Source organism: Scardovia inopinata JCM 12537, assembly GCF_001042695.1.
In the GTDB taxonomy this organism is placed as follows: Bacteria; Actinomycetota; Actinomycetes; order Actinomycetales; family Bifidobacteriaceae; genus Scardovia; species Scardovia inopinata.
The window spans coordinates 1,316,039-1,329,445 of the sequence record NZ_AP012334.1 but is presented as its reverse complement, the minus strand read 5'-3'; the positions used below and the strand labels follow the sequence as shown (position 1 = coordinate 1,329,445).

10 protein-coding genes are annotated in these 13,407 nt (G+C 49.9%); 3 read left to right on the top strand and 7 right to left on the bottom strand.

All coding sequences use genetic code 11. From position 1 onward, the window contains the following. Positions 1-5: 5 nt before the first annotated feature. From SCIP_RS05395 to SCIP_RS05375, 5 genes are all read right to left on the bottom strand, one after another. Positions 6-2,171 carry an ABC transporter permease gene (locus SCIP_RS05395; RefSeq protein ID WP_231851920.1) on the bottom strand — a complete coding sequence of 722 codons (2,166 nt, stop codon included), beginning with the start codon at positions 2,169-2,171 and terminating at the stop codon, positions 6-8. Positions 2,172-2,324: 153 nt separating this feature from the next. Continuing rightward, complete coding sequence (locus SCIP_RS05390; RefSeq protein ID WP_006293727.1) at positions 2,325-3,026, bottom strand: ABC transporter ATP-binding protein; 702 nt, start codon at positions 3,024-3,026, stop codon at positions 2,325-2,327. Further along, entirely contained in the window at positions 2,999-3,622 is a 624-nt protein-coding gene (locus tag SCIP_RS05385) for a TetR/AcrR family transcriptional regulator (RefSeq protein ID WP_006293728.1), read from the bottom strand. Before SCIP_RS05385 ends, SCIP_RS05390 begins: the two co-directional genes overlap by 28 nt. A gap of 398 nt (positions 3,623-4,020) precedes the next feature. Beyond that, positions 4,021-4,293 (bottom strand): hypothetical protein, encoded by a 273-nt coding sequence (locus SCIP_RS07800; RefSeq protein ID WP_231851919.1) that lies wholly within the window; start codon positions 4,291-4,293, stop codon positions 4,021-4,023. Between the two features lie 311 nt (positions 4,294-4,604). Further along, entirely contained in the window at positions 4,605-5,540 is a 936-nt protein-coding gene (locus SCIP_RS05375; protein ID WP_006293730.1) for a tyrosine-type recombinase/integrase, read from the bottom strand. A 306-nt stretch (positions 5,541-5,846) separates the two neighbouring features. Here SCIP_RS05375 and SCIP_RS05370 point away from each other — a divergent pair, with 306 nt between their 5' ends. The 3 genes from SCIP_RS05370 (at position 5,847) to SCIP_RS05360 (ending at position 11,033) form a co-directional block, all read left to right on the top strand. Then, positions 5,847-6,128: a hypothetical protein gene (locus SCIP_RS05370; protein ID WP_050752402.1), complete on the top strand. Its 282-nt coding sequence runs from the start codon at positions 5,847-5,849 to the stop codon at positions 6,126-6,128. A gap of 10 nt (positions 6,129-6,138) precedes the next feature. Beyond that, positions 6,139-7,770, top strand: a complete 1,632-nt coding sequence (locus SCIP_RS05365) for a DUF2130 domain-containing protein (protein ID WP_006293731.1) — start codon at positions 6,139-6,141, stop codon at positions 7,768-7,770. Between the two features lie 149 nt (positions 7,771-7,919). Continuing rightward, positions 7,920-11,033, top strand: coding sequence for an SCO7613 C-terminal domain-containing membrane protein (locus SCIP_RS05360; RefSeq protein WP_006293732.1), 3,114 nt, complete (start codon positions 7,920-7,922; stop codon positions 11,031-11,033). Between the two features lie 954 nt (positions 11,034-11,987). Here SCIP_RS05360 and SCIP_RS07790 read toward each other — a convergent pair. Then, entirely contained in the window at positions 11,988-12,263 is a 276-nt protein-coding gene (locus SCIP_RS07790; protein ID WP_171821036.1) for an integrase core domain-containing protein, read from the bottom strand. A gap of 626 nt (positions 12,264-12,889) precedes the next feature. Next, complete coding sequence (locus tag SCIP_RS07785; protein WP_081442852.1) at positions 12,890-13,210, bottom strand: transposase; 321 nt, start codon at positions 13,208-13,210, stop codon at positions 12,890-12,892. Positions 13,211-13,407 lie beyond the last annotated feature (197 nt).

Below are 13,407 nucleotides of genomic sequence, written 5' to 3'. Positions count from 1 at the left end.
TCTTACTATTCGACGCTTTTCAGCGCGGACGAGAGATCGATGTTGGCGATTCGTTTCGCGATGACGAGTTCGATAATCAGCATGTTGCATAACACGAACAGGGCCGACAACGCGATGTATGGTGTGGGAAGATATGCGAAAAATTGCGCGTCCTTGGAATCGGCGATGGACACATATGCGTTCAGGAAGCCTATGCCCAGGGGGATGCCGAGGGTTGTGCCCAGAATCCAAGTGACGAAGCTGTCTTTGAGCATGATGGACCGGATTTCCTTGATGTGGAAGCCGAGCACTCGCATGGTTGCGTATTCCCGGTATCGTTCGGTGTAGTTCAGTGTGCCGATGCTGTACAGGATGAACCATTCCAGCAGTACCGCGAAAACCATCAGCAGTGTCAGGATGCTTTGGAAGGTGTCCAGTACTTTGTTGGCCTGCGCCTTGTTCCATGCGAGGGAGTCCACCCGCTGCACCGCCGGATGGTTAACAACGGAACTGGGCACGCGGCCATCGACCATGATGCTGGTGGGGTGGAACGTTTCGCCGAGGTTCTTCCAATATGCTGAACTGAGGTATATGCCTTGCGGGCTGCTGACGCGCACGATGTCGATAACGGTCATGATGACCGGTTTTGACATGCTGGCCGAGTCGACGCTAATGGTGTCGCCGCTGGTGACTCCGAGAGCTTTCGACAGTCCTTCAGAAATGTACGCACCATCGGTTTGCGTAGTGATTGGCATAGATTCGCGCTTGTCGTCACGTGCCGTGAGGAATATGCCGGGTGTGGCGATGGACATGACGGATGACTGTTCGTGATGCGCCGTTGTAACAGTGATGGGCAGTTGTTCGAGGCTTTGCGTGTTATTCGGCAAGTCGCTCATGATTGTGTCGTAGTCTGTGTCGGTATATCCGCTGGCAAGCTGGATCTGCCGACCGTAGCGGAATACGTCGCCATATGTCATATCGTTGGTGGTGGTGAGCGAGAGACGCACACCGAAGCTTGCCATCACCAGAACGGTCGCGCCGATAATCGCCACGACGGAGATGCCTTCTTTGACCATGGAACGTGATTTATCCCGCATGATCCAGTGCCATTGCCAGTGTTGTTGGCTGTCGCGGCGCGGGTTGCGCGGTGTTGATCGCATGGTGCCGACGCCGCGCATGGTGTTCGTGTCCAGGATCATGGCGGGCGTCAGGCGGGTGATGCGGAATGCTGGAATGATGGAGGCGATGCTGGCGATGATGATGATGCCTAGCATCATGAGCCAGCTGGCGTTGTCGATGCGGACCTGCCAATGGGGAAGATTGAACAGGAACCGTTGTTTGTCCAGAAACAGCCGTCCCAGAAGCGCAGGTCCGAGGAACAGGCCGAGGAGGGCGCTGGGAAGCGTTGCGATAATCGCATATATCTGATATCCGGAGATCAGGGCGCTGCGAGATATGCCCAGCGCTCTCATCAGTCCCAATGAGCTGCGCTGGCTGTTGACCAGTCGGCTGATAGTGGTGATGGTGGTCAGCGTCACCAATACAATCATCAACGTGGAGAACATGTACGACATGCGGTACATGCTTGCGGTTTTGGCTTGGAACTTCGAAATCTCGGTTTTGGCGTCGCGGCCTTGCACGCTGACGGCTGCGTTGCCTAGCGTGTCTCGAACGGAGCGGGCGATGCAGCCGGTATCGCAGCCGGGTTCGGCTTTGACCGCTATGCTGTTGATGCGATTCAAAGTCACGGGCAGCGATGCACGATTAGTGTATGCGTACCCGTAGCGGTCGTGATTCGCCACCATGTCGTTCATTGGGCTGGTGTAGCCGATGTACTCCGGACTGGTGATGAGGCCCCGTACAGTCAATGCGATCGGGGACTTGTTTACATTGATGGTGACTGTATCCCCGGTGCTGATGTGATTGGCGTCGGCGAAGTTCTTGTCAATCCAGATGGAGTTCTTTTTCTTAGTGTCGAATTGTTCGCCGTCATTGACGAGTGGGCGGGACACTTCGTTGGAGTCTTTGAGGTTGACGGTGAGCAGCTTGTTCGCTCCGTTACGTTTCATCGAGGCGGTGACGATCAGCGATCCGTCGGCATGCGACACGTGCTTGGCATTGTTGACTTCATCGGTGAGCGTCGCATCTGCGGATCGCACGCTCGCCCACGCATCGGCCAAGTTGGTTTGCATAGACCATCGTTCGAATTCGTAGCTCATACCGTGGGCCGCAGACAACAGTCCTGAGAAAACGAATAGGGTAAGGAACACGAGCACTGCTATGGCGCTTAGGGACATTGCGTTGGTTCTGCAATCCCTCAGTATTTTCTTGAGCATAGAAGACGCCTACCACTGGATTTGGGTAATGGATTCCGGATTGTTGTTTCGCTGCACGGATTCGGTTTTGCCGTCTTTGATGGTGACGACCACATCGGCGATTCGCGCAATCGATGAATTATGCGTTACCACAATCACGGTTTTGCGGTATTGGCGAGACATCCGCATCAGAAGTTTTAGGATCGACTGTCCGGTTTTGGAATCCAACGCGCCTGTAGGTTCGTCGCACAGCAGCAGCTGCGGGTTCTTGCACAGGGCTCGCGCAATGGCCACACGTTGGAGCTGTCCGCCGGACAATTCTTGTGGGAAGGCATGGATTTTCTCGCCGAGACCAACGTCGGAGAGGACGGCTTGCGGGTCGAAATTCTTTCCGCCGAAGCGTGCGACCATTTCCACATTTTCTAGAATGGTGAGGTTGGGGATGATGTTGTAGAATTGGAACACAAAGCCGATGGAGTTGCGGCGATACTGTGTCAAGGCGCGTTCCCCCATACCGGATATATCAGTGCCATCGACTGTGATGGAACCTGATGTGGGTGAGTCCATGCCGCCCAACATGTTGAGCAGCGTGGTCTTTCCCGCGCCGCTCTGCCCAAGGACCACACAGAAATCACCCTCGTCGAGGGAGAAGCTGACATGATCCAAGGCCATAGTCTGCACGTCATTGCTGTTGTATTGTTTAGTCAGATTGATGACGTCAATGAACGACATGGTGTTTCTCCTTGCATAAACTCTAGGATCCCGACTAGCAGTCGCTTGATGGACTGGAAGGTCGGCGTATCCGGTATGGTGTCGGGATTCGCAAATTTCTCACGCAGTATGCCCTTGAGCCCGTATACGATGAAGCATGACAGCTCATGCACATCCACCGCGGCCTCACGCGACGCGACGCCTTTCCTTTCCAGCAATTCGTTGATGATGTGTTCCGCCATAGGAATCTCTTCCGTCATCAGGGTCATGCTGATGGTATCTAGAATCTGCCTGTTATCACCGTGATCCAGAAGATTGCGATACCTGTTGAAGTCGCATTTCACTAATTCGATGAGACGGTCAATCTTCCGTTCGGGATCGAGTGTTTCGTCGCGTACGATGCTCCATCGCTGGTCTAACTGCTGCTTGACGATGTGCTGCATGGCCGCTTCGTAGATATCCTGCTTTGACGCGAAATAGTAATAGAACAGGCCGGGGCCCGACGCGTCAGCCTCCTGAATGATGCTCCGGATGGACAGGCCCTCATACCCTTTCTCCAAAAGCATGCGTGAAGCTATGTCAATCAGCTGCTCTTTGCGTTTGTCGTACTTAAGCATCCAAGCTCCCTGTCCCGCACATTAATTGAACAATGTTCAAAACATTACTACGGCACCATAGTCATGTCAACGCATTGGCTTTATTTCAGCCCTTCTCTCCGCTGTCAGCGTAAATAGAGATGGAAATCGGCGACCGCTGCGCAAGCCGAGAGGTGATCCAGCAACCACCGATTATCTTCCGCGCACTCATCGCAACAGTTCCCGACAGAGGGCGCACGAGCAAGAAACACGCTACGAGCCACCCCCCTCTAGGCCGCTTCGCGTGCCAGCGTCCTGTAACGACGGACGGCTCGACGTCCAACATTCCCATTACGCGACTGCCGTCTCACCTTCGCCTACAGACAGTCCACTGGACTGACTGCTTCACGGCTCAATCGTCTGCGGAGACAGCTCGCCCATTATGGACAATGAATCAACGTCCTCTGGCTCTCGTTCATGTCCGTGGCCGTTATCCACAGGCCGTCCTGCGTAAGCCCGTATCGTTCGCGCAGCATGTCGAACGTGTGCAGTCCCTCGCGCATCGCTGTCCGGTGTGCTTCGCCGTCCGCCGCGTTGCTGAGGCTGGTGGCGACGCCGAACGCTTCGGAGACGAGGCGTTCCATGTCGTGCGTGGACAGGTTCTCCAGGTGCCGTTCGCGGCCGTCATCGAGGCGGGGCGGACGGTTTTCCATCGCGGCGCGCCATTCCTGGAACGCCGACGACCTTGCCTCCCAGGCCGGTATCGATCCCCGGTTTGCCGATGCTCTGCTCCAGCGGGGCGAAGCCCCGATTGAAGCGGTGTTCTCGGCAGCCGATGCGTTGGGGATAGACATAGCCGCGTTGCCGTTTTCCAGCCTTGGGAACACCCGGTGAGGGAACTGGATTAACCCGGCGGGCATGTTATCCGGCCTGATGCCTTCCGCCAACGAGGTCAGACGCCTCTGATACTGGTGCTGGTATGCGCCAACATGTGCAAAGAAGCATGTTGGCGCATACCGTTTGTTCACCCGATCCTCGCGGTACTGAGGGAATACGTGGCAACGCTGCCGGTTGTTCCGACGATCTGGTTCGTGGGCATGGTCAGTCTCATGTCCGTGCGTGTGGCGGATTCCACGGCGTTGCGCATCTCGTCCTGCACGAGGCCGATGTAGCGCATGGTGGTGGCGATGTTGGCGTGCCCCAGCATACGGCTGACAAGCACGATGTTGCAGCCGTTCCGGTAGTAGGCGCAAGTGGCGAACCTGCGGCGCAAGGAGTGTGAAGGATATCCGGTTGCCGTCTTGATGCGTTTCGCCACGTAATCGACGCCGCAGTGCCCCTGCACGTCTCCGGGAAACAGCCACACGCCGGTGCGTTTCCTCAATGTCGCCGAAAGCCTCGCCGGCACGGGAAGTATCCGCTCCTTGTTGTCCTTGCCATGGACGTGGAGCACCATGCCCTCGGCGTTCTCCTCCAGATCGGTCTTCAGGTTGATTCGGGTCATCTCGATACGGCGCAGGCCGCAGAACGCGCCCAGCATGACGGCCAGCCGCGCATCCTCGTCGGGTGACGCGAGTCCTTGTTCGATGTTCTCCTCGGGGCAGATGCAGCCGGAGGGAAGGGTCATGGGCACGGTGGGCACTTCGTCCGCCGGATTGCAGCGGGCGATCCCTCGCTTCATGCTCCATTGGTAGAAGACCTTGACGCAGCTGTGCACCCCACGTCTGCCTTCGGTTCCCATGCCGGCCAGGTAGAATATGAGGTCGTCCTCAGTCACGTCGGTGATGCTTTTATCGACGGCTTTGGAGAATCGAACGATTTGGTACCAGCGGGTACGCAGGGTCTCGTTCGTGCGTCCGATGGCGTCCATCCAGTCGATCCATTTCTCGATGGATTCTTTCCAATCCTCCCGTGGCTCGACGTGTTCGCAGCTCTTCCTGTTGTCGTTCCAATACCTCATGAGGCTCCTTAAGCGCATAGAAAAAGGGAAGTGACTTCTTCATCACTTCCCAAGGAATGCTATTGCGCGTTTCTGGCCGATGCTCTTCGGAAAACCAACTGCAAGGTGAACATGCGCGATGACACGCCGATTTGAAGGAACAGCAAGGCTGGTGTATTGTCTACTCCTGTTGCAAAAAGCCCTACGGCTGCGAGCCAGAACCGTATATCGGACGATAGATGGACTTCCTGTGCTGGACCAGGCTAAAATTGTTCTTTTTTGCTCGGTTACACAGATCTATGAAGACCAGGGAGTGACTCATTTTATGTGACTCATTTTATTGGACAGATTGACCGTCGTCTCCTGGATGATTCTCTTCTGAATCAATCTAGTCGTTTCGTTTATGAAAATTTTGACCCTGTGCTTTATGAGGGTGATACCAGGAGGCGGATGTATCGGTTCATAGAAAACGGGCAGGAGAATCACCCCGGTATCAAGCCTTTTGGCAGCTATATCCGCCAGGCCCTCCAGACTCGCAGTCGAAAGGATGAAAACGAGAATCCGGAAGAACAGGGAAATAAAGAAAATTATGAAAGCCAGAAAAAGTAAGGTGAAAACTATGACTAAGACCACAGACGACAGCAGGACCAACAGCCAGACCGACAGCAGCAGTTTTGACGGCAGCATAGATGGCAGCAGCTTGAGTTCCGGCGACCGGCAGATTGTCTGCCCTCATTGCCATCATGCCTTCACCGTTAACGAAGATGAATATCAGAAGCTGTTGGCTCAGGTCAGGGGCAAGGAATTTGAGAAAGAACTCCATGAGCGCCTTCAAAGGGAAGAGGATGCTCTCAAAGCTGAGCATCAGCTTGAATTGGAAAAAGAGCTGAATAAGAAAAAATCTGAATTTTCTGAGGCAATGGACAATCAGAAGGAGCAGATGGCTGCTTTAGAGAAGAAGATTCAAGATTTGCAATCCCAGAAAGATTTGTCACTTGCCGAAATAAAAAATGAAAAAGATAAGAAAATCGCTTCCTTGGAAGAACAGCTGAAAATCATCAGTGACCAAAAAGATAAAGAGCGTGACCTGGCAATAACAAAGGCTGACAGTGAGTGGGAACGAAAAATTGAAGATTATAAAAGTAAACTGAATGATGAGAAAGCCAAGGGAGAAAAAGAGCTGAGCGACATCCGTCACGCCAAGGAACAGGAAATTTCCCAGCTCAGAGCCCAGCTGGACAAAATCGCCCTAGAAAAAGACCAGGAGAAGGGCAAAGAAATAGCAAGTCTCAGACAGGAGCTGGTGGAAACTACATCGAAGCTGACAAATCAAATTACAGAAGCCAAAAATCAGCTGGAACTGGAGAAACAGAAAGGGGAGAATCAGCTGACTAAAAGTCACACAGAGCTGGTGGAGCAGAAATCTTCCTATGAAGCTCAGCTGAAAGCTGCTCTGGAACAGGTAGCGTTTTATAAGAATTTCAAAGCTACCCAGTCGACTAAGGCTATAGGTGAGGATTTGGAACAGTATTGTTATAACCAGTTCAACAAACTGCGGTCCACTGCTTTCAGGGGAGTCTATTTTGAAAAGGATAACAAGGTTTCCCGTACCGGTTCGAAAGGTGATTTTATTTATCGGGAGAAGGATGCCGACGGTCAGGAAATCCTGTCTATCATGTTCGATATGAAAAATGACAGTGAGACCACGCAAAAATCGCAAAGGCATAAGAATGCCGATTTCTTCAAAGAACTGGATAAAGACCGCAAAGAGAAGAATTGCGAATATGCGGTCCTGGTCAGCATGCTAGAACCTGACAATGATTTTTACAATGACGGGATTGTTGATGTTAGTTACATGAATGATTCCTATAAGAAAATGTATGCCATTCGGCCTCAGTTTTTTATTGTCCTTATAAGTCTTCTGAGAAATGAGGCCTTGAATTCCGTTGATTTGAGACGGCAGCTGGCTGAGGCACGGAATCAGAATATTGATATTACTCATTTCGAGCAGGAGCTTGATGATTTTAAGGACGCCTTCAGCAAGAACTATCTGTCGTACAAGAAGAATTACGAAGAGGCTATCAAACAGATAGATGCGGCAATCTCCCGGATGGAGGCGGTGAAGAAGGCTCTGACTACCAGTGAGAATCAGCTGCGGTTGGCCAACAATAAGCTGGACAAGGTGGAGGTGAAAAAGCTGACGAAGAATAACCCCACTATGCAGGCTAAGTTTGCTCAGCTGGAAGGATGATTCGGCGTGTTTTCCACAACCACTTATTCACAGGGTCTTGCTAACTGTTGCCTGTTTTTGTAACTTATCCACAAATTCTTTCTAATTTTGATTGCTTGCGGCTTTCCTGTAAAATGGAATAAATTGTCACAGAGAAATGAGTGTGAGAAATGAGTGACACGGGTAATCAAGGATTTCAGGGGGCACAGACGTCCCCTCATCAGGCAGACTTTGGGCAGAGGAGCTCCTTTCAGACTGGCCCCGACAAGCCGGTTTATGCCTGGCCGCGTTCGTTATCAGACCTGACAAATCAAGGGCTGAACCCTGATACTCTGACTCCGGCTGATGGGTCTGGCTACACTCCGAATGGAATACGGCTGGATGATCCCCGGATGAAACAGGTGAGAGAGCTGGGGCGGAGAATTGCTGATCTTCTTCTGCGCAGAATTGCTGTTATGGAAGAAATCCGGCATAGTACTGCCGGCGCTGGTAACCAGAATCAGGTCCCGTATGCCTGGCCGCATTCTGTGCAGCAGCTGCGATCGCAGACCCTGTCTCCCGACACCTTTCAGCCGCTAACAAATCCCCGGCTGACTCGGCTGGGTCTTGATCTGACTGATCCCCGGATGCGCGAAGTCAGGGAGTTGTCCCTGAAGGCAGCAGACTTGTTTGAGCAGCGTCTCCGTGTGATGCAGGATATGAGGAAGGATCCTGTACCTGCACAAACACCTTTTCCGAGTAATTATAGTAACCAGTCTGGCATGCCCATAGCTGGAACTGATTCACTGCAGGTCCATCCGGAAACCGGCAAGGCAGTAAATCAGGAACAGAGCAGGAATTCTCTGCAGATTTTTCTTCTTTCCTGCGGGGTAGGGCTTCTCATTCTGGCTGCCATTGTTTTTGCAGCGGTCTCTTATAGGATGATGAACAATGGGGGACGAGCTGTAAGCCTGGCGGTCGTGGGAATTATTTCCCTCCTGTGTGCACTTCTTTCTGCTAAAAAAGTTGCTGTTACGGCTCAGGGGCTGGGCTGGCTGGCTGCAGCAACCCTGGTGGTGGATTCGCTTTTCCTTCAGTATGCGCATGTAATTCCGGCAGTAGGGGATCGTCTCTTGTGGCCGGTTTATTTTCTCTGTACCAGCCTTATTCTCGGACTCGGATATGTGCTGGGACGTTTGATGAAGCGTCCTTTGTGGAGTCTGGCAATGAGCTCCATGATTATTTTTAGTGCAGGCCTGGGATTTCTGCCCTGCATCTTCAATTACAGTAATACCCTTATCTTTGGGAGTATACTGTCTTTTACTGCCGTTATGGTCGCTATGCTGGCACTGCGTCTGTTTGTTTTTCGGCGTCCTTCCAAACAATCATCACCCGCTGAAATCGCTCTTGGTCCCGGTCTTGCTTTTCCTGCTGGGGCCGGTCCTGTTGCTCCTGCCGGTGCTATTCCTGGTCCCCGTCTTGCTTTTCCTGCTGGAATCCCCACCGGTTCCATGCCTCCTCAGCAAAAGCGGCGCAAGTCTGATGAATCCAGGCTCAGCACGACAACCTGGATACTAACTCTGCTTACATTTGTGTGTGCAGTTTGTGTGACGAGTTCGTACATACTAGCGCCTTTGTTTTTCCCTAACAACCATACGTGGGGGAGTTGGTATATTTTTTCCAGTAATGGATGGATTAACTGTGTTGCAACACTTTTACTGATAGTTCCTGCTTTTCTTCTTGCTCTGGTTGAGCCCAATCTTCGCTGGATTCTATTTGTCCTGGGCACCTTCCTGATTCTTAATCTTGCTGCCCTGCCCGGATCCAGTGACCTGGTCAATCTGTCAATTATGATTATTTCTTTTGCCTGGATGTTGCTGGCTGGCAAAGTTCGATCGCAGACCCGTTCCTTTAACGGCAGATGGAATTTGACCAGACCGGAATATCTGGCCTTGATTGGCACAGCACTCATTATGATTCCTCTTCTTCCGGTCTTACGGGCGGTCTTTGCGATGAAGCTGAATTTTGTGATGGGCTCCTTCTATGCAGCCGCTTATCTTGTCATGCTGGTCCTTTACCGCCTGGGCTTGGTGAATTCTCCCAACACCTCCGCTCGTATCCTGACTGATACTGCTCTGACCATGGGCTTTCTCGTTTTTGTTAACAACGTCATCAGCGAATCCACCTCGGGATTCTACTTCAGCTTCGCTCCTGCCGATGAAGCCTCAACGACAATGGATACAATAGTTGCGGATAATGTCGGATTTCTGTTTATTCTTATCTCCTCCTGTCTGCTGTACGCTCTCATAACCATTGTCTTGGGAATTCTCGGCCGATCCATCGACTCCTCGCTTACCGCCGCGGCACCCTTGCCTGTTGGATCGGTAGCCCCTCCTGCTCCTTTTGAGTCTACTCCTGCGGGGCCGGCGCTTACCCCTGCTGGGGCAGTGCCTCCTGCACCAGTTGCTCCTGCCCCTGGTTTCTCCGCTTCGCCGGGCATTACGGGTTTTGCTGCTCCTGCGGTTTCCTCCGCTCCTGCGGTTACTCCTGCCCCAGGAGCTTCCTCTGGCTCCAGGCGATCGCTGCTCACAATAGCTCATATTACCAGCAGGGAACAAGGGGCGCTCGCTATCTGCTTTACTTCTGCCATGACCTTACAGGTTTGTATGTGGGCAATAACAACTGACAGCAAGAAAATACCCCCGATCGTTACACCAGTAGTTACCGTGGTTTTTCTTGTGGTGGTTCTGCTGACAGTCCTCTTCTTTACCCTGGGCAGCAAAACCCTGTCTGCAGCATTAGAATTGCGCCGATCGTATATAATTGCTACGATTATTGCAGCCCTGGGAATATCAATTTATAATGCCAAGGTTAACAGCCCTCTGGGCTATGAAGTTCCTCTGATTTGTCTTGGCGCACTTGCCTTTGCCGATGGAGTTATGCGGATGCGGTCTAATCCTCGCCTATCCAGCTGGGCAGCGGTAGGCTGGGGGAGTGCCCTCCTGGTTATTCCTTCCATGGCCATTTTGATCTATAAAGATTCCATCCTGCGGTCTGTTTATATCCTGCTTATCTGCTTAATAATGATAGTTATAGGAGCCCTCATGCGGTGGAAGGCGCCCCTGTCCATGGGAGCTGTCTGTCTGGTGATTCATGTTCTTGTTAAAACATGGTCTTACCTGGTGATGGTTTCCCAGAATTATTGGTGGATTTGGCTTGCTCTGGGCGGAATTATTCTCATCGCTCTTGCTGCCAGCTTTGAACGGATTAAACGTTTTCGCGATTCTTTCCACCAGATGAGGTAAAAGTTGGAATTTATTGCGTCGATTAGATAAAAATTGCATGTATCATGGATCGAAAACTTCAGGCGAGATATATAAAATAAATTAGTAGTGCGTATATTTTTTCACACTATTCGCATTGATCTCCTTCAAATTCGAAAAAGACTGGTGTCCCCTCGTGTTGATTCGATTTGATCTGTGCACTAATCGAGTTATAGTACCGTCTAACTCTATGGCGAACTGACGAATATCACAATTATTCTAGTTACGGTGATAAAGTAGTTCTATCTTGAGATGGTTGAAGAGGTACTGGCCCATGCAAATCGGCTCTTGAGATCTGGAATGTATCAGACCTGATACCTCCTTAATCTTATTCATTCAAACTTATGATAGTGACAACCTTGATTACTATGAATAATGTGATTTGACGGTGCGGATGAAAAATTGGATGGTTGCGCTTGGTAGGTTATTAGATATACAAAAACAGATTATGGTTGCGTTAGGTAATGCTCCAATCATCAAAATGGCTGGCATCCTATATAGAAAGTTTATGATAGATAATAAATATTCCTTACTAACTTTTTTGAGAGTTCTGTAATTGCTGTCAATCATATCTGGCAAGCCTTATCTTCATATAAGTATCGAACTACAAGGCTACTAATAGTAGATACTTTTCTTCTTAAAAGAGCTACACTTGCCCTTGTACTTGGCTGTAACAGACAGTTCTTTTAGGATGATGTATCGAATAACGTTCTTAGATTACCTTCTCAGTAATACACAGCTGAGTATGTAACCTCGGAACTGGTACACATCCTATGAAATTATTTCATAATAGATTTTTTGCAGGATGCTGTATTTATCTGTATAAGGAAGAACTTTATTTAATCTTAAAAAGTCTAAGTTTTTTGTACACTGCAGTCAGTGAATACATACTTTCAGAGTATCTGATGTGGACTGGTTTTGTTCACACTTTCATAGTTAGTTTACCGGTGGATTGGCTCTGGTAATACTCATGTCTACCTGGACAGGTGTTTTATACCCTAAGCCAACATGTAAACGCTTGGTATTCCGCCAAGAAATCCAACGCATAGTAGCCTGTTCCAGCTCACGAACATCCATGAAAGGCTTACACTGACGTATAAGCTCTGCTTTATACGCTCCATTAACACTCTCATCTAGAGCATTATCATACGAGTCACCAACACTACCAGTAGAGGCAGTAATACCATACACAGATAACACGTCTTGATACACACTACTCGTGTACTGTACCCCATGATCACTATGCTGAATCAGCCTGCTCGTGTCAACATGTTTACAAACCCATGAAACGCTTTGAGTTAAAGCCTTTAACGGTAAATCTTTGAGTACACTATCGTAGGAGAAACAGCCCATCCCACGATACGCTGAGAAAACACATCAGTAACAAAAGCGGTATACGCGAAACGACCAGAGACAAGCTTCACATACGTGATATCAGCCACGTGTAACCGGTTAGGAGCACAAGCAGTAAAATCACGGTTAACGTAATCGTGCCTACCACCTGTTCCTTTCAAACTCCTTGTAGTAATAGGATGTTTACCACGCGTTACACCGTGAATATGAAGTTCACGCATAACACGTGCTGCCTGGTCACGCCCGATATGAATCCACCCTTAATTGATGAGTTGATGAAACATTTTCCGATATCCATACGTTTTCATGAACCGGTCAGCATGAATCACCTGGATATCTCTCGCTACCACCCACTCATAACAGATATAGAACGTTTCCTGGCTTGATAATACGCGCGAGGAGCCATAAAACCATCTTCGAACACGGTATGTAATACCGTGCATATAGGCTCGATACCAAACCGAGACGCGTACACGTGAATAAATTTATGTTTTAATGCGTGGTCTGGTCGAGCCTGGAGGCGAAGAAGCTGAAGCAGTCTGAAGTATCTCGTTAGCACATTTTAACTCACGATTTTCTTTGCGTAATCGTTTAACTTCTTCTTGGGCATGACGCGCAGATAACGACGGAACTGCTCTTGCATCAGCTATTTTGCTCCATCTATGTAGTGTTTCTTGTGCTATACCAAGCGATGAAACTATCGTTGCTACTGCTTCGGATTCAGACTGTGCAGTCGTTCGTGTTTCTTCTAAAAGTTCTATAGCACGTGTTTTAAATTCTGTGCTGTATCGTTTACCTTGTTTCATATTCCTATTATCCTCCCTTTAAGAGTGAGTTTTACTAGGAACAAAAACCAAGCCACATCAATCGATTATCACTGCTATTCTAAACTGTTTCTGAGAGGTGTCTATTGATGTCTGGGTTTTTCAGGGATGTATACTTTCATTAAAAATATTGATTTTGTTTGTATATTCTGCATCTTAGTTTTAGTGGCTTCTAGATC

Bases quoted from the DNA above. Each gene is read 5' to 3' on its own strand.
- SCIP_RS07800 (WP_231851919.1), bottom strand. From the start codon at position 4,293: ATGGAAAACCGTCCGCCCCGCCTCGATGACGGCCGCGAACGGCACCTG.
- SCIP_RS05375 (WP_006293730.1), bottom strand. From the start codon at position 5,540: ATGAGGTATTGGAACGACAACAGGAAGAGCTGCGAACACGTCGAGCCA.
- SCIP_RS05365 (WP_006293731.1), top strand. From the start codon at position 6,139: ATGACTAAGACCACAGACGACAGCAGGACCAACAGCCAGACCGACAGC.
- SCIP_RS05390 (WP_006293727.1), bottom strand. From the start codon at position 3,026: ATGTCGTTCATTGACGTCATCAATCTGACTAAACAATACAACAGCAAT.
- SCIP_RS07785 (WP_081442852.1), bottom strand. From the start codon at position 13,210: ATGAAACAAGGTAAACGATACAGCACAGAATTTAAAACACGTGCTATA.
- SCIP_RS05385 (WP_006293728.1), bottom strand. From the start codon at position 3,622: ATGCTTAAGTACGACAAACGCAAAGAGCAGCTGATTGACATAGCTTCA.
- SCIP_RS05360 (WP_006293732.1), top strand. From the start codon at position 7,920: ATGAGTGACACGGGTAATCAAGGATTTCAGGGGGCACAGACGTCCCCT.
- SCIP_RS05395 (WP_231851920.1), bottom strand. From the start codon at position 2,171: ATGCAAACCAACTTGGCCGATGCGTGGGCGAGCGTGCGATCCGCAGAT.